The following is a 16,245-nucleotide window of genomic DNA, read 5'->3' on the forward strand; positions in this document are numbered from 1 at the left end:
TTCAAGACTCCCTGTACTATTTTTATAGTTCAACGACGAGCGTACAGTTTTTCGCATAATTCCTGCACTTTTCGCGTGTTCTGTCTTCTGTGATGCGCACCAGCTCTACTTCGATCCCCTGGCTGCGCAGACTGGATGCTTTTGTGACGGCTTCGGACAGCTGGTCCTTCTCATACAGCAGCATACAGTGGCTGCAGGAGATTTCCTGTGTGATCTTCTGCCTGGACAGTGCGCTTAAAAGCTCATCGACAACTGCGACAAACCCGACTGCGGGAGCATCCTTTCCGAAGCAGTGCAGCAGTCGGTCATATCGCCCGCCCTTTATCACAGCATCTCCGGTCCCAAAGGTATAGCCGCGAAAAGTGATCCCGGTATAATACATATAGCTGCTCAACATCCCCAGATCAAAGGAGACGTATTTGGAAACGCCATACATGCAAAGGATATCCCAGATCTCCTGCAGCCGGTCCAGAGCAGACAGCGCCTGTGCATTTTCAGTCAGCTCTCTCGCCTTTGCCAGGATCTCCTGTGTGCCGAACAGACCGGTAAAAGAAGAAAATGCTTTCTTTTGCGCCGGGGGGATCTCCTTATCTGACAGGAGCTTTTGTACGCCAAAGGTATTTTTATTTGCGATCAGCTCCTGCAGCTGCGCGGTCAGCCCTTCATCCAGTCCGGCCTCTGCGGCAAGTGCGTGGAAAAAGCCGACGTGACCGATGCTGATCTGGAAATCTTTCAGCCCGGAAGCTAAAAGCAGCTGCACGGTAAGCGCGATACTTTCTGCATCCGCATCCGCACTGTCATCTCCGATCAGTTCTCCGCCGATCTGAGTGGTTTCTTTTAACCGGCCCTGATAGCTTGAATTATTGATAAAGGTATTGCCCAGATAGGTCAGGCGTACCGCCATATCCTCATTTAAAAAATATTTTGCTGCTGCCCTGGCAATAGACGGGGTAAAATCCGGACGGAGCACGAGCGTTTCCCCCTCCCGGTCAAAAAACTTGAACAGCTCCCGGGAAGGGATCGTGCCGATATCCCGGCCAAAGACGTCAAAATACTCAAACGTAGGGGTCTCTATATCGTGATATCCGAAAGAACGGATCACGTTATGAAGCTTTTCCTGGAGTATGAGCTTTTGCTCACACTCGGTACTGTAAATGTCACGGACGCCCTCAGGCGTATGTAAGATTTTCTGCATAATAAATTTCCTCTGCCTTCGTGGATCATCGAGAATATTTACTTTCATACTGTAAAGTGATAATTCTCTACCATATAAAAATGATTGAAGCAATTATAAAAGATTCTCTCGTTCTTGTCAATCCCTTGTCTCAAGATCTTTTTGCAGAGCGTCCAGATATGGGACGAGAATCCCGCCGTGCGGCTCCAGATAATAGTTCTGGTCAAGCTCTGCATAGCGAAAGCTCTTCCTGCCCCCCTGCCCCGCGCGATTCCAGAACTTCATCATATCTTTGTAGGGCAGATAAAACAGCTCGTTGCGCGCTGTAAAAAATAAAAGCAGGAACGCAATACCGCCCTGCCGCTCAAACTGCGTCATAAACTCGACCTGATGCGGATGGATATTCTGCAGTGCAAAGGTATCCACTGTACATTCTTTCGCATCAAAGCAGACAGGGATCCCCTGCACGGCGCCAATATAATCGACGGTACTTTTCTTGTCAAAATAGGCGAGTGTGATATGACGGCTTTCTTTATCTATTTTAATAGGAGTGATCGGAGTGGGGACCTTTTGTATCAGTGCAAGTCCCTTTTCCAGATACACCTCATTGGTACGGTTGATGAGTTCCTCAAGTGTGGAACCACGCAGTCCTCTTGTGCTCCATGTCGCCACAGCTATCCCCTCCTCTCCTGATAAGGTACCAGCTTTGTATATAGCTTTGGCATCGGGGCGCAGAACACGTTCCCTGACAGATAGGCAAACTGTCCCTCAAGCGCAGGGAATTCCAGACGAAAGGCATGCAGCAGCTGATACTGGACGTGATCCGAAAGACGGTATTTTTTGTTCCACACGGGGTCTCCGTATTTTGCATCTCCGAGGATCGGATGTCCGATCGATGCGAGATGAGCGCGTATCTGATGGCTGCGGCCTGTGATCAGATGCACTTCCAAAAGCGACAGACCATTGCATACGGCAAGTACCGTATATTGCGTCTCTATCTTCTTATCCTCTTTTGTCTGCGGCAGCGTTGATACGGAGACGGTATTTGTCTGCTCATTCTTTACAAGATACCCCTCCAGATGCCGGGAACCGGACATCTCGCCCTTTACGATGCAGCGGTAATATTTGCGCACACTGCGCTCTTTTAAAAGCCGGTTCATCGCCTGCAGCCCGGGCAGACTTTTTCCGGCAATGACGATGCCTGAAGTATTCCGGTCCAGTCTGTTGCACAGCGCAGGATGAAAAAGTGCAAGCTGCGCATCGGTAAGCGAGCCTGTCTCAAGCAGATAATCGGTTACGTACTCCACAAGTGATACGTCCTGCGGACTGGATTTTTGCGAAAGCAGTCCGGCGGGCTTGTTGACCAGGAGGATGTGCTCATCCTCATAGATGATATCCGGCGTATACCGGCAGCCTTCCATACGACGGCTGCGCACTGCATTTTTTTGCGCGGTCTTTTGACTCTGTGTGCCGGAAGGCATATCTGCCTGAAATCTGGCGATCGTCTCATCCGAAAGAAACAGTTTTATATGGTCGCCCGGCGCAAGCTGTTCCTTTCCCTGCGCCTTTTTTCCGTTTAATGTAATATTCTTTTTCCGCAGCATCTTGTAAAGAAAGCTTTTAGGGGCCTCTCTTAAATATTTGGAGAGCAGTTTGTCAAGACGCTGTCCGGCTTCATTTTGAGTGATTATGATTTCTTTCATAGCTGTACACTTTCATCTTAGAGTGAGATGGCCAGCAGCGTATGGAAAATCAGCTCTTCGCGTGACAGATCCGGATACTGCTCATCCGGCGTAAATTCAATGCCTTCACGATAATGCTCCTGTCTGTTGTATATTTCCGAAACACGCTGCACATATTTTTTTATATCCTTCATTACCTTGACCTGTACAGAGGCAAAGCCATTGATCGTCATGATCTTTGAAATGTGCTTTTCCAGATAAGCTGCATCTGTCTTTTGATCCGGTGTGTAGCAGACGAGCTGATCTCCGCAGATGATCAGCGCGTTGACCGGCGTTGTATGCTCATACGCCGTGAATACAAGCTCATATCCGGCAGTGAGGTCTTTGTTTGCTGCCTTTAATTCCTCGTATACGGGCTGCGGGACAGGCTTTTGCATCATGATCATGATCAGTCCTACCAGGGATTTACATGCCGGCAGACAGCCGAGGATCGCCACGACGGTAAGCAGGTTCAGCCTCGTTTTTGTCTGGATATATCCGGTCGCATAGATCACCAGCGGGATCAAAAACAAGATAAAGGTGATCAGAAAGGTCTTCTTTTTTTGATATTTTATATAACCGTAAGTTCCTTTTTTAACTTTTTTCATATCGTTATCCTCTATTGCCACATGCTCTTTTATGGCTGCTTTTTCTTATGAATATTGCGGATCGTTTTCTTTTTTGCAGGCGCTTTGCGATTGCCGCCTGCGCGCGTTTTCGTACGCGGACGGATCAGACAGGATGGTCCAAATCCGATCAGATCCTTTCGCCCTGTCTCGCAGAGTGCCTCCATTACCAGATGATAGTTTTCCGGTTTTCTGTACTGGATCAGTGCCCGCTGCATCGCCTTGCGGTGCGGGTTCTTTTCTACATATACCGCCTTCATTGTCCTCGGATCAAGACCTGTGTAGTACATGCAGGTAGAGATCGTAGACGGAGTCGGATAAAAGTCCTGTACCTGCTCCGGCATATAGCCAAGCCCCTTTAAATAGCATGCAAGCTCTACGGCTTCCTTCATCGTGCATCCCGGATGAGAAGACATCAGATACGGAACCAGGTACTGCTTCATTCCACAGGCTTCGTTCATCTGCCGGTACTTTTTTGTAAAGCTTTCATAGACGCGGTGCTCCGGCTTTCCCATCATCAGCAGGACCGGATCGGCAACGTGCTCCGGAGCCACTTTGAGCTGACCGCTGATATGATATTTTACGAGTTCCTCAAAAAAGGTATCAGATTTATCACAGAGCAGATAATCAAAACGGATGCCGGACCGGATAAATACCTTTTTTACTCCCGGCAGGACACGAAGCTTACGAAGCAGCGCCACATAATCACTGTGATCGACGCGCAGGTTCCGGCATGGCTTTGGAAACAGGCACTGCCGGTTCCGGCATACTCCGTGCGTGAGCTGCTTTTCGCAGGAGGGCTGACGGAAGTTCGCGGTAGGTCCGCCTACATCGTGGATGTATCCCTTAAAATCCGGCTCACCTGTCATCTCCTGTGCCTCTTTTAAGATCGACTCATGGCTGCGTGTCTGTATGATCCGTCCCTGATGAAAGGTCAGAGCACAGAAATTGCAGCCGCCAAAGCAGCCGCGGTTGCTGACAAGGCTGAACTTCACCTCTTCGATCGCCGGTATGCCGCCAGATGCCTCATACATAGGATGGTAGGTCCGGCAGTACGGCAGATCATAGATATCATCCATCTCCTGCGTAGTCAGCGGTTTTGCAGGCGGATTCTGGACAACGTATACCGTATGATAGGGCTCCACCAGACGTTTTCCGGAAAAAGGATCTGTATTGCAGTACTGCGTATAAAAGCTCTGCGCGTATTTTTTCTTATCCCGGCAGAGCTCCTCATAATCCGGCAGCAGCTCATAATCATAGACATTTTCCAGGTGCTTTGTCTTATAGCAGGTCCCGTCAACAAACGTAATATCTGAGACGTTCATGCCGACACGAAGTGCGTCTGCGATCTCCACGATCGAGCGCTCTCCCATCCCGTAAGAGATCAGATCTGCTCCGCAGTCCATCAGCACAGACCGCTTCAGGGAATCTGACCAGTAATCGTAATGAGCCAGACGCCTCAGACTCGCTTCTATCCCGCCCACAATGATCGGCACATCTTTATAAGCCTGACGGATCAGATTGCAGTAGACGACTGCCGCGTAATCCGGACGGTGCCCCATCTGGCCGCCGGGCGTATAGGCATCCTTTTGACGGCGCTTTTTCGAGACAGAGTAATGGTTTACCATAGAATCCATATTCCCCGCCGTCACTAAAAAGCCAAGCCTGGGGCGTCCGAGCGCCTGCACACTTCGTACATCCCTCCAGTCGGGCTGTGGGATCATGCCGACCGTATATCCGTGTGCCTCCAGCAGACGGCTGATGATCGCATGTCCAAATGAGGGATGATCCACATAGGCATCCCCTGTCACATAAACAAAATCCAGCTGTTCTATCTTCTGTTCTTCTAATTCCTGTCTGGTCACAGGAAGAAATTTTCTATTCATGAAAGCTCCTCATAGGTCTGATCCTGAATGTCATCGTAGGATCTGATATAATAATCTGCCAGACTCCGGATCTGCGCCAGCTGATCCTTCGCATCGTCATCTTCCACTGCGCACACCTTCATCCCGGCAGCTTTTCCGGCAAGGATCCCCATCGGCACGTCCTCAAATACAAGAGTCTCCTGAGGCGTTACCCCAAGAGTCCTGGCCGCACTCAGATAGATGTCGGGAGCGGGCTTGCCCTTTGCGACCTCACAGGCGGTCAGGATGCAGTCAAAATCCTGTACGATACCGTTTGACCGGAGACTGGCAAGGATCAGCTCCCGGCTGTTGCTGCTTGCGATCGCAGTCCGTATCCCCCGCTGTCTGAGCATTTTTAAAAAAGCTGCTGCGCCCGGCTTTGGCAAAACCTCATGCGCGTATTTATCATAGGCCATGCGGTTCCATTCTTTTTTTATTTCCTCGAGCGAATCACGGATACCGAAGCGCTCTTTAAAATACGCGGCTGTCTCCGTAAAGCTCATTCCTTCAATCTCTTTTTGCAATCCGTCCGGCACGTCGTATCCATAACGTCCGAGATATTCAATGTCAATGTCCTTCCATACCCACATGGAATCCATCAGTGTTCCATCAAGGTCAAAAATCACTGCTTTTTTATGTGCTAACATAGCTTCCCCTTATCTGCTGTCTCTTTGCCAGGTGATACAAGAATGCCGCGCTCTTCTGCTGAAAGTGCCCTCCATTCTCCCGGCGCGAGTGACGGATCCAGACAGATCCCTGCCATTGCGGTCCGTTTCAGATAAAGAACCGTATGGCCGCATGCGGCAAACATCCGTTTTACCTGATGAAAGCGTCCCTCATAGATGGTCACCTCAGCCTCTGAAGTCTCACCGACCGACAGAATGCGCAGTTTCGCCGGAAGCGTCAGGTTTTTCTCACCGATGTCGATCCCCCTGGCAAAAGCATCTGCGTCTGCCAAAGAAAGCATTCCCCGGACGCGGACAAAATACGTTTTGGCTACGTGATGCTTCGGCGAGAGCATCCGATGTGCCAGATCTCCGTCATTGATCACAAGCAGGAGTCCCTCTGTGTCAATATCAAGCCTTCCCACCGGAAACAGTTCCTTTTTTCTGTCATGGGAAATATAATCCATAACTGTCCTGTGTCTGGTATCCTCTGTCGCTGTCACGCAGCCTGCAGGCTTGTGGAACATAAGGGCGACAAAGGGCTCGTAGGCAAGGCGGCGTCCATGGCAGGTCACCGTATCGCAGAGCGTATGGATTTTTGTTTCTGCCCGCTTTTCGGGTATCCCGTTGACCATCACCGCCCCGCTTTTTAAGATTTTTTTTACTTCACTGCGCGTGCCGACCCCTGCTGATGCAAGGAATCTGTCCAGACGCATGCTGTCGTTATCTGCCAATTAAAGCTCCTCCATACTGACTGACTGTACCCGGTATCCTTCTGCAATGCTGTCAAGCTCTCTGCTAAAGCGTTTGAGCTGATCCAGATCATTTCCCTCATAGATCCGGTAAAACTCATCCTGGATCTTAAGCACCTCCCGCTCATTTGCCGTTCCGTAAAGATTCTGTATATTATTTAAAATATCGGAGACAATTCTTGAATGGAGCTGGAAAGAATTCTGTACGTCCATGATCTCGCTTCTGACGTACGACATCTCATTATCCAGCACGATGATCGCATTTGCTGCGTTCATCAGCTTTTCGCGGATATGATCCGGTATGTTCTTTTTGTATTTGTATTGCAGGGAATGCTCGATCGTTGACCAGAAATTCATGGCCAGCGTGCGGATCTGTATCTCCACCTTTATTTTCCGGCTGCCGTGCAGTCCCTGTACTTCATAATCTACAATGATATGGTAACTGCGGTATCCGCTGTCTTTCATATGGTTGATGTAATCCCGCTCACTGACGATCTCCATATCTGTCCTGTGCCGGATGATCTCCACCACCTTGCGTATGTCCTCTACAAACTGACAGATAATGCGGATACCTGCAATATCAACAAACTGCTCCTCGATCTGATCGACCGGTATGTTTTTCTTCTGTGCTTTATCCAAAATACTGGCAACGGTCTTTACCCGCCCCGATACCTGCTCAATCGGAGAATAGAGTCCCTGACTTCTGTGCTCATAAATCAGATGCTCAAATTTGACGATAAGCTCCTTTACTGCCAGATCATATGGTGTCAATATCTCGCGCCATAACTGTACTTCCATAATAACCTCCCGCGATGTCTGTTATACCAGGATCGCTGCATTTGCTGCTGAGAAAACACACAGTTTACTACTGCAAATCTGCATTTTCTTATTCTAACATATCCCAGAACAACTTGCAATGACACCTTTTGTCGTACGGTGGCGCATCGCAGCGGATTCCCCGGCAGAACGCCTCGAAAGCTCCAGATAACGCAACACCCAGTAGGGATTTATGCTGAGTTCCTCCTGCTGTGCCGTCCTGATATAGATTCCCAGATGCAGATGCACATCAAATTTTCCGCGTGTTCCTGCCGGACCGTATCCGGTATCTCCCATCGTGCCAAGCTCCATACCGGCGCGCACCTCATCTCCAATGTGGAAATCACGGCTGTAGGAATCCAGATGCGCATAATAATAGTAGCCCCCTGAAGGACTGCGTATTCCAATCCGAAAGCCGCCTTTTGGCAACCATCCGATCTGCTCCACCTGTCCGTCTGTCATGCTGACGATCCGGTAATGGCCGGAAAGATTTTCCGGAGGCATCAGATCTGTTCCTTCATGCCCTCGTTTTCCACCATAATTGCGCTCGAACATCCAGCTGTTCTCATACCGGATCCCTTCTGCCTGTACTGGGAAGTACCTGACGTCATCCCAGATTGCCGCATATGCGGCGCGTACTCTTTCGTAGCTTTCTCTGCCGTCTGCCTGCAGAAGGCGTTTCCATTTTATAAAATCAGATGCCCGCCACGTCCGCAGATCGGGGACAGATCGGATGCCCTGACGTGCGCAGATGACAGTCATCAGATCAGAAAGCTCCATGCCGGTCTGTCTTCTAAGCGCTTCCAGATCAGCCAGACTGCGTTTTGACAGACGCATCGCCCGGAAACCGTCCTCCTGCATATCCAGCCGCAGAAGCCTGCGAGACGCTTCCTTCTGGCAGATCACGGAAGAAAACTGTGCGATCACCAGAAACAGAAAAAAGAGAAAAAACAGTGTATGTAAAACCCTGCGTTTCATTTGCCGCTCCAAAAAAATCTTCTCTTCAAAATATATCCGCAGACAGGCAGAAATAGAATCCCGTCATAATGCTCCCGTTAAAAACATAGATTGCAGTGACAGCCCCTGCGGAGGACAGCTATGCCGAAACATAAAAAATATATCCGTTTGCTTCTTTTTTCTCTGATCTTTTTGTATCTGCTGTTGTTCCCTGCTCCGGCCTTATCCGGTGCGCGCGATGGCCTTCTCCTGTGGTACCGCAATGTACTTCCCGTACTGTTTCCATTTATGCTGTTAAGCGGCGCTATGCTGCGTCTTGGAGTAGTAAACTGCCTGCCGTCCTTTCTCCAAAGACTGTCCGGGCGGCTGTTTCACTGCTCGCAGGAGGGAAGCTTTGCTGTGCTTACCGGCTTTCTCTGCGGCCTTCCTATGGGAGCAAAGGTGACTGCCGATCTGTTTCATTCGCAAAAGATCAGCCGTGTCTCGGCAAGGCATCTGACAGGCTTTGTCAATAATTTAAGTCCGGTCTTTCTTCTCTCTTTTCTGAGTGCGCAGCAGCTGCAAAATCCGCAGCTTGGCGTATGGTTTCTTCTGGATGTCCTGGGAGCTGCGCTGATCTATGGGATCCTTACCGCTCCCGCCTCAGAAAAACAGCCGAAGAACCTTTGCAGCAACGGTGCTTCTGATAGACAGACTCCTGCGCAGCCCGATGACCGGCGTGCAGATGACGTCCCGCCGCTGTTTGACCTTATCGACCATGTGATCTGTGATGCCGTGCAAAGCATTGTAAAGCTTGGCGTGTGCATCATGGTATTTTCGATGGCAGGCAGTGCGCTGGCATTTTTCTGGAGAGATACCGGACTTTTTCCGCTTCTGGTAAGAGCCAGCATCGAGGTGACAGGCGGGATCGCTCTGATCTGTGAAAGCTCTCTCGCTCTGTCATGGAAATATGTACTGCTGTGCGGGATATGCGCCTTCGGCGGCTGGTCCGCGATCGCGCAGACTGCGGCCATAGCGGGCTTTGATAAAGATCTGGCGAAATACTATATAAAAAGCAGGGTAATGATTACCCTGCTCTCACTTCTGCTGTCTGTATGTACTTTATGCTTCTTCCTGCGTGGACTCCTCTGAGAATTCCGGAGCATAGCTGGACGGAGCTGCCTGCGGAGAAAGCTCAGATCTGTTTTTGCTGACGATATCGTAGCAGGACTGGATCGAATTGATGAAATTATTGTATTTGGAGCCTGCGGCATCGATCGTGTGGCTCATGATCTTTTCCAGATTCTCCAGCATCTCATCTGTGTAGCGGATCGCATTCATGCGGATGCTGTTGGAGTCCTCGGTAGCCTTGTCCATGATCTCCTGCGCCTGCGCGTTCGTCTGCTCGATCAGCTGATTGGACTGCTGCAGCGCCACCTGCATCACTTCGCTCTCGCTGACGATCTTCTGTGCCTGTGCCTGCGCCTCTGCAATGATGTTGTCTGCCTTCGTCTGAGCGTCCTCAAGGATCGCATCCTTATTGCTGATGATCTTCTGATAACGCTTGATCTCGTCCGGTGTCTTCATCCGCAGTTCGCGAAGGAGTTCCTCCAGCTCTTCTTTATTTACCACGATCTTTGTAGAAGAAAGCGGCTGAAATTTACAGCTGTCAATAAATTCTTCGATTTCTTCAATGATCTGCTCAATCCTGCTGCTCATAATATTCTCTCCTTACCCTTTCATTATTTATACTTCTGATCTGTTCCCCCTGGTTTTCAGTGAAATCTTATCGTAAACGCGCTCTGCAACCGGAGCCGGTACAAAACCGGAAATATCTCCGCCATAGCAGGCAACCTCCTTGACGATCGTAGAACTGATGTATGCGTATTTAAGCTCAGTCGTAAAAAACAGCGTATCTACATTTCGGTCGATACTGCGGTTGGTCTGAGCCATCTGAAGCTCATACTCAAAATCTGTGACTGCCCGCAGCCCGCGCACCAGAAAGGATGCGTTGCATTTTCTGACAAACTCAACCGATAAACCGGAAAATGCTTCAATCCGGACATTCGGAATATGTACCGTAACATCCTTTAACATATTAACACGTTCTTCAACAGAAAACAACGGGGTTTTTTCATTATTATTCAGAACGCCCACGATCAGTTCATCCACGATCGCAGCCGCCCGCTCAATGATGTCGAGATGTCCTTTTGTCACCGGGTCAAAGCTGCCCGGATAGACTGCACGTTTCATATGTTCTCCTGTTCCTGCAACCCGAAAAAGATATGCATATTTGTCTTGTACTCCTTTATACGGCGCACCACAAATCCAAGCTCTGAAGCGTAAGAAATGTCTGTATCCAGTGATGTTTCCAGAATGATCATGGTATCTTTATCTATATAGGAGGGCGAATGAGAGGCGAGGTATTCCAGCACACCTCTTTCCAGTCCTTTCCCATAGGGCGGGTCCATATAAATAATACCAAACGGCGCTGTTCCCTCCAGCCGTGAAAGAGCTGCCATTACTTCACTTTGCATCACTGTAGCCTGTCCGTCCAGACGGGTAAATGCAAGGTTTTCGCGTATGCAGTCTGCCGCACGGCGGGACTGCTCGATAAACACTGCCTGGCTGGCGCCGCGGCTTAATGCCTCGATCCCGATTCCGCCGCTTCCTGCAAATACATCAAGGAAACGGATGCCGCACAGATCGTTCTGCAAGATATTAAACAGTGTTTCTTTAATACGGTCTGTTGTCGGACGCGTATCCAGTCCGTCAATCGTTTTCAGCGGAAGTCTCCGCGCTTTTCCTGCTATTACTCTCATAACTTATCCTTGTATTATAATTATTCTGAATTATTATAAATAGTTACGAAGCCGCTGTCAATACCAAACAAATGTTCGTCAGACGCAAAACATACACCGGGATCCGCGCTTCTTCGGAAGGGATGACCACACTGCCCGGCCGATATCCAAAAAGCTGCAGCCAGATTTCCCGGATACGGGATCCTTTGCTGCAGCTCCTTTTTATTGTTTTCGCCCTGCTTCCAGGACTCTGTGAATGTGCAGGGCCAGATACAAAGCCTCCTGTCTGGTAAGCGGAGTCTGAAATCTCTCCTGCACAAATTTTCCGATCCGGTCCACACAGGTAAACTCTGATGTGCACACCGGGGCGATCTGATCATAAATGAGCCGGGAAGTTTCTTCCGGCAGCTGATTCCCGGACACAATGCGCTGTGCAAACAGACGTACGTGAGTGACAAAACGGGAGTAGGTAATGCTCTCCTCATCATAGATCAGCTGATAGTAATACTTTACAATATCAAGCACGCTGTCCGCAAGCTGATTGATCCGCCTGTTTTTTTCATTATATGGATGGTCGATCTGCGCATTGATAAAATGGAATGCAATATTTCCGGCTTCATCCTCCGGCATCTCCACGCCGACCTGAGTGCGCATCAGCTCCAGCGCATACAATCCGACCTGATACTCATTTGGATTAAAGCGCTGCATATCCATGGTATAGAAGTTCGGCACCATGATCCCCTCCCCCGCCCGCCTGGCAGCAAAGGCCAGATGGTCTGTCAGAGAAAGATAAATATGATCCAGAAGCTTCATCTGAAACTCCTTTACGGCATAATCTACCACACTTTTGCATATCTCAAAATATACGCTGTCTGTCTCCGCAGCCAGCCGGATAATACTGCGGGAAACAGACCGGTCCTTTAATACAAATACCTTTTCTACCTCTTCGCTTCGAAATTCATATCCGACTGCCTTATGAAAACCGATCCCTTTTCCCATCAGTATTGTTTCTGTACCGTTTTCATCCAGTGCAAGCACCAGCGAGTTATTCAGTACTTTTATCACCCGCATGATTCTCCTCCTGTAGCATGGCTGCCTTTCCTGTGGGCTGTATCAGCGCTCCTCGCCGTTCGTACGTATCACGTTCTGATACCAGTAAAAGCTGTCCTTTTTTATACGGCCAAGATCTTTAAGGTCCATATCTTCCCGATTGACATAGACAAAGCCATAGCGTTTGCGAAAGCCCTGGTGAGAGCTTAACAGGTCGATCACGGACCACGGGCAGTATCCCATCAGATCTACACCGTCCTCCATCGCAAGCTCCATCGCCTCCAGATGTCCCTTAATATAGTCAATACGGTAATCGTCATGCACTCTTCCATCGCCAGTCAGCACATCCGGCGTCCCAAGCCCGTTTTCTGTAATGATAAGTGGCAGATGATACCGCGCATAATACTCATTTAGTACGATCCGAAGGCCCATCGGATCGATCTGAGCGCCATACTCACTCGCCTTGAGGTTTGTATTGCGTTCATCCCGGCAATAGCCGTACTGGTCAAAATCCACTTCATTCCCGCGGTATACCCGCATACCGACCGGATGATCTTCATCTGCCGGGAGATAGCTTGCGCAAAGTGTCCTGTAATAATTCAGTGCAATGAAATCCATCTTTGCGCTCTTTAAAAGTGCGGCATCCCCTTCTTCCATGACCGGAACAATATCGCGCTCCTGCAGGTAGCGCATATAATATCCCGGATACGCTCCGTAATAGTGCATATCCAGACAGTAATTTGTCTTAAACCAGTCATTCATCTTTGCCGCCCACACATCCTCAGGTTTGTTTGTCAGCGGATACGTACAGGTCGAAGAGACTGCCGGAGCGATCCTGCCGCCTTCTACGATCTCATGGCAGGCATTGACTGCAAGTGCGTGCGCGAGGAACATATGGTAGTCCATCTGAGCGCGGATCTTATCAGCCTTCCACGGATCCGGTTCATTGATATTCATACGCTCATCCACGCGGATCATCAGGTTCTGTTCATTATGCACAAGCCACCATTTGACACGGTCGCCAAACGCTTCAAAGCATACTCTTGCATACCGTTCAAAAGCATACGCACATGCGCGCGCTTCCCATCCGTTATACTTTTTCACAAGCGCATAGGGCAGATCAAAATGATACAGCGTGACAAACGGAATAATATCATTGGCAAGCAGCTCATCGATCACCTGATTGTAAAAGGCAATCCCTTTTGGATTGACCGCTCCGTCACCGTCCGGGATAATACGCGCCCAGGAGATGGAAAAACGGTAGGTTTTCAGACCGAGCTCCTTCATCAGGGCAATATCCTCTTTCCAGTGGTGATAAAAATCGCTTGCAACGCGGCTGTCTGCCTGACGGTCTGAACGCTTGAAGGAATTAAAATCCGCAACAGTCATCCCCTTCCCATCTTCATCCCAGCCTCCCTCTATCTGGAACGCAGAGGATGCTGCGCCCCAGAGAAATGTTTCTGGAAACCCTTTTTTCATATAGTTCTCCTTTCATGATATGTTACCTGATCTGTTCACTGCTTTTTGATCCTGATGATATCCGTTGTGCTATCCGCATGCTGCGCCGGTACTCCTGTCACGCCTGCAAAGGTATCTGTATTCGAAACAACGACCATAACAGTCGAATCATATCCTTTTGCCGTTAACGTGTCAAGGTCAAAACTTACGAGACGGTCTCCCTTTTTCACGCGCGCTCCCTGCTCTGCGTACTTATGGAAGCCTTCTCCTTCAAGTTCTACAGTATTGATTCCGATATGGATCAGCAGCTCGACTCCATTATCCAGCACCAGCCCCAGTGCGTGAAGCGTCGGATAAAGCACCGCCAGCGTACCATCTGCCGGAGCGATGATCTCTCCTTTCGAGGGAATGACGGCGATACCCTTGCCCAGCGCCTCTGAAGAAAATACTTCATCTGAAGTCTCCTTTAAGGAAACTGCCTTTCCCGTTGCAGGGGAACATATTCTGATATCAGCCTTTCCTTCCTCCACTTCGTCAGGCAGAGACTCCGGCGCGGATCCGGATGCCTCAGCTTCTGGCACTACTTCTTCAAAACCGACAAGATAAGTAAGGATTGCGGCTCCGAAGAACGCGACTGCGATACCGATCAGATAAGAAGCAAACTGCCCGAGGCTTGTACTCTCACCATAGTAGGACATGATCGTCAAAATACCATTATTTGCAAAACCAGTGTTTACTGCGTTTCCAATACCCATGATCGCACCGCCGAGCGCACCTGCGATGACTGCACAGATCATCGGACGTTTCAGGCGAAGATTACAGCCATAAATGGCAGGCTCTGTCACTCCGACAAGAAACGCAGACAGAGCGCCCGCGCCTGCAACCTGTTTTGTCTCAGCACTTCTGGATTTCAGCGTTACGCCAAGCGCCGCACCTGCCTGTGAAAAGTTGGCTGCGCCTGCAAAGCACATCAGTGTGTTTGTACCGGAGATCGCCACGTCATTTAAGCCAATGGGAAGCAGCGCACGGTGCGCACCAAAAATAACGAATACGCCCCACAGACCGCCGACGATCGTACCCCCAAGCAGCGGGCTAAAGGAATACAGCGCCTGATACAGCCACTGCACCAGGAAACCGACGTAAATGCCTACCGGCCCCACGACCACAAGAACGATCGGAACCATAACGATCAAAGAGATACCTGGTACCAGGATGATCTGTAAAATTTCCGGTACGATCTTCTTCAGACCCTTTTCAAGGAAACACAGTATGATCACTGCCAGTATGATCGGGATCACCGATTCCGTATAGCTAAAGACCTTTGTCTGTTCTCCGATCGTAAACGCCTGCTTGATCACAGGTAATCCAAAGATCGTGGACGGCGTTGCCACATCCTGCACCAGCGCGTCAATAGCCGGATGGCACAGAAATGCTCCCAGCACCATCGCGATAATCTCATTGCACTTCAGCGCCTTTGCAGCTGTATATGCAAGGAAGATCGGCATGAAATAAAAAATGATGTTGCTGGCTGTATTCAGGATCGTATAGGTGCTTGTCGCTGTAAATGCATCAAACATCGGCAGCCTTGCACATGCAGACAGAAGCCCTTTGATCAGACCTGCTGCAGCGATCGCCGGTACGAGTGGAGTAAAGATCTCAGAAATCTTCTGGAGGACAAGATTCATGCTGAATTTCTGACTTCTTTTCTCCTGTGCGACTTTAACCTCCCCGATCTGCTTTACGACCTCATCGTAGATCTTTGTTACCTTTGCCCCGCATACGACCTGGAACTGTCCGCCTGCGATCACAACAGAGATCACGCCCTCCAGGTGTTCTACCACTTCTTTGTTTGCCTTACTCTCATCCTTTAAAACGAAACGCAGTCTTGTGAAGCAGTGCGTAACGTTTTGGATATTTTCTTTCCCGCCGACATGCTTTAAAATATCGGCAGCAATTCTACCATAATCCATGCTCTTTTCTCCTTTACCTTTTATCATATGGTGTTCCGGCCAGAACCATAAAATATGTACGGATGTCCTGATACAACAAAAAAAGATCAAACTGAAACAACGTACAAAGACTGCGTATGTCTTTGTTCATTTCAATCCGATCTTGCCTGCATTACCAGTAACACGTCGTTACATATTTACTTGATGGAAAGACTATAGCATATATTCGTAAAAAATTCAAGGCTGAAATGTCGTGTTTTTCTATATTGTTACTGTCAAGTAATCGTTGGCAAATTTTTTCATACATGATTTATCATACGCCCGTTCAGGATACAGGCAACTCTGCTAACGCACCCGCTCCATTTCACTCGCAGCGGAAGCTGACCTCATCCA

16 protein-coding genes are annotated in these 16,245 nt (G+C 49.2%); 1 reads left to right on the forward strand and 15 read right to left on the reverse strand.

Translation table 11 applies throughout. The features are described 5' to 3' along the window. Positions 1–22: 22 nt before the first annotated feature. From hisZ to QOX44_RS12950, 9 genes are all read right to left on the reverse strand, one after another. Positions 23–1,195: an ATP phosphoribosyltransferase regulatory subunit gene (gene hisZ, locus QOX44_RS12910; RefSeq protein ID WP_283683560.1), complete on the reverse strand. Its 1,173-nt coding sequence runs from the start codon at positions 1,193–1,195 to the stop codon at positions 23–25. Between the two features lie 117 nt (positions 1,196–1,312). After that, the gene (locus QOX44_RS12915; protein ID WP_283683561.1) at positions 1,313–1,846 is read right to left on the reverse strand and encodes a Holliday junction resolvase RecU; all 534 of its coding nucleotides are present in this window, start codon (positions 1,844–1,846) and stop codon (positions 1,313–1,315) included. Positions 1,847–1,848: 2 nt separating this feature from the next. Further along, complete coding sequence (locus QOX44_RS12920) at positions 1,849–2,877, reverse strand: RluA family pseudouridine synthase (RefSeq protein WP_283683562.1); 1,029 nt, start codon at positions 2,875–2,877, stop codon at positions 1,849–1,851. Between the two features lie 17 nt (positions 2,878–2,894). Beyond that, a complete protein-coding gene (locus QOX44_RS12925) occupies positions 2,895–3,503 on the reverse strand; it encodes a hypothetical protein (RefSeq protein ID WP_283683565.1) in 609 nt (202 codons plus the stop codon). Positions 3,504–3,532: 29 nt separating this feature from the next. Further along, positions 3,533–5,407 carry a YgiQ family radical SAM protein gene (locus tag QOX44_RS12930; RefSeq protein ID WP_283683566.1) on the reverse strand — a complete coding sequence of 625 codons (1,875 nt, stop codon included), beginning with the start codon at positions 5,405–5,407 and terminating at the stop codon, positions 3,533–3,535. Continuing rightward, the gene (locus QOX44_RS12935) at positions 5,404–6,072 is read right to left on the reverse strand and encodes an HAD family hydrolase (protein WP_283683568.1); all 669 of its coding nucleotides are present in this window, start codon (positions 6,070–6,072) and stop codon (positions 5,404–5,406) included. Before QOX44_RS12935 ends, QOX44_RS12930 begins: the two co-directional genes overlap by 4 nt. Then, positions 6,066–6,824: a pseudouridine synthase gene (locus tag QOX44_RS12940; protein WP_331488400.1), complete on the reverse strand. Its 759-nt coding sequence runs from the start codon at positions 6,822–6,824 to the stop codon at positions 6,066–6,068. The genes QOX44_RS12935 and QOX44_RS12940 overlap by 7 nt, the downstream gene beginning before the upstream one ends. Further along, the gene (locus QOX44_RS12945; protein ID WP_283683569.1) at positions 6,825–7,640 is read right to left on the reverse strand and encodes a GTP pyrophosphokinase; all 816 of its coding nucleotides are present in this window, start codon (positions 7,638–7,640) and stop codon (positions 6,825–6,827) included. 93 nt (positions 7,641–7,733) lie between these two features. Further along, entirely contained in the window at positions 7,734–8,636 is a 903-nt protein-coding gene (locus QOX44_RS12950; RefSeq protein WP_283683572.1) for a M23 family metallopeptidase, read from the reverse strand. Between the two features lie 120 nt (positions 8,637–8,756). On the opposite strand from QOX44_RS12950, the gene QOX44_RS12955 reads away from it, so the two are divergent. After that, on the forward strand, positions 8,757–9,746 hold the full coding sequence (locus tag QOX44_RS12955) for a hypothetical protein (RefSeq protein ID WP_283683573.1): 990 nt from the start codon (positions 8,757–8,759) through the stop codon (positions 9,744–9,746). Here the strand turns inward: QOX44_RS12955 and QOX44_RS12960 are convergent. From QOX44_RS12960 to QOX44_RS12985, 6 genes are all read right to left on the reverse strand, one after another. After that, positions 9,717–10,313 (reverse strand): ATPase, encoded by a 597-nt coding sequence (locus QOX44_RS12960; protein ID WP_283683575.1) that lies wholly within the window; start codon positions 10,311–10,313, stop codon positions 9,717–9,719. The two genes, QOX44_RS12955 and QOX44_RS12960, sit on opposite strands and share 30 nt — an antisense overlap. Before the next feature lie 27 nt (positions 10,314–10,340). Continuing rightward, complete coding sequence (coaD, locus tag QOX44_RS12965) at positions 10,341–10,847, reverse strand: pantetheine-phosphate adenylyltransferase (RefSeq protein WP_283683577.1); 507 nt, start codon at positions 10,845–10,847, stop codon at positions 10,341–10,343. Further along, positions 10,844–11,416 carry a 16S rRNA (guanine(966)-N(2))-methyltransferase RsmD gene (gene rsmD / locus QOX44_RS12970; protein ID WP_283683579.1) on the reverse strand — a complete coding sequence of 191 codons (573 nt, stop codon included), beginning with the start codon at positions 11,414–11,416 and terminating at the stop codon, positions 10,844–10,846. Before rsmD ends, coaD begins: the two co-directional genes overlap by 4 nt. Before the next feature lie 201 nt (positions 11,417–11,617). Then, entirely contained in the window at positions 11,618–12,466 is an 849-nt protein-coding gene (locus tag QOX44_RS12975) for a PRD domain-containing protein (protein WP_283683581.1), read from the reverse strand. Between the two features lie 42 nt (positions 12,467–12,508). Continuing rightward, a complete protein-coding gene (locus QOX44_RS12980) occupies positions 12,509–13,924 on the reverse strand; it encodes a glycoside hydrolase family 1 protein (RefSeq protein WP_283683582.1) in 1,416 nt (471 codons plus the stop codon). A 35-nt stretch (positions 13,925–13,959) separates the two neighbouring features. Further along, positions 13,960–15,873 (reverse strand): beta-glucoside-specific PTS transporter subunit IIABC, encoded by a 1,914-nt coding sequence (locus QOX44_RS12985; RefSeq protein ID WP_283683583.1) that lies wholly within the window; start codon positions 15,871–15,873, stop codon positions 13,960–13,962. Between the last annotated feature and the right edge of the window lie 372 nt (positions 15,874–16,245).

Origin of the sequence: Parablautia sp. Marseille-Q6255 (genome assembly GCF_951230155.1) — a bacterium.
GTDB lineage: Bacteria > Bacillota > Clostridia > Lachnospirales > Lachnospiraceae > Choladousia.

Bases quoted from the DNA above. Each gene is read 5' to 3' on its own strand.
- QOX44_RS12935 (WP_283683568.1), bottom strand. From the start codon at position 6,072: ATGTTAGCACATAAAAAAGCAGTGATTTTTGACCTTGATGGAACACTG.
- QOX44_RS12960 (WP_283683575.1), bottom strand. From the start codon at position 10,313: ATGAGCAGCAGGATTGAGCAGATCATTGAAGAAATCGAAGAATTTATT.
- QOX44_RS12945 (WP_283683569.1), bottom strand. From the start codon at position 7,640: ATGGAAGTACAGTTATGGCGCGAGATATTGACACCATATGATCTGGCA.
- hisZ (WP_283683560.1), bottom strand. From the start codon at position 1,195: ATGCAGAAAATCTTACATACGCCTGAGGGCGTCCGTGACATTTACAGT.
- QOX44_RS12920 (WP_283683562.1), bottom strand. From the start codon at position 2,877: ATGAAAGAAATCATAATCACTCAAAATGAAGCCGGACAGCGTCTTGAC.
- rsmD (WP_283683579.1), bottom strand. From the start codon at position 11,416: ATGAGAGTAATAGCAGGAAAAGCGCGGAGACTTCCGCTGAAAACGATT.
- QOX44_RS12930 (WP_283683566.1), bottom strand. From the start codon at position 5,407: ATGAATAGAAAATTTCTTCCTGTGACCAGACAGGAATTAGAAGAACAG.
- QOX44_RS12925 (WP_283683565.1), bottom strand. From the start codon at position 3,503: ATGAAAAAAGTTAAAAAAGGAACTTACGGTTATATAAAATATCAAAAA.
- QOX44_RS12975 (WP_283683581.1), bottom strand. From the start codon at position 12,466: ATGCGGGTGATAAAAGTACTGAATAACTCGCTGGTGCTTGCACTGGAT.
- QOX44_RS12985 (WP_283683583.1), bottom strand. From the start codon at position 15,873: ATGGATTATGGTAGAATTGCTGCCGATATTTTAAAGCATGTCGGCGGG.
- QOX44_RS12955 (WP_283683573.1), top strand. From the start codon at position 8,757: ATGCCGAAACATAAAAAATATATCCGTTTGCTTCTTTTTTCTCTGATC.
- QOX44_RS12950 (WP_283683572.1), bottom strand. From the start codon at position 8,636: ATGAAACGCAGGGTTTTACATACACTGTTTTTTCTCTTTTTTCTGTTT.
- QOX44_RS12980 (WP_283683582.1), bottom strand. From the start codon at position 13,924: ATGAAAAAAGGGTTTCCAGAAACATTTCTCTGGGGCGCAGCATCCTCT.
- coaD (WP_283683577.1), bottom strand. From the start codon at position 10,847: ATGAAACGTGCAGTCTATCCGGGCAGCTTTGACCCGGTGACAAAAGGA.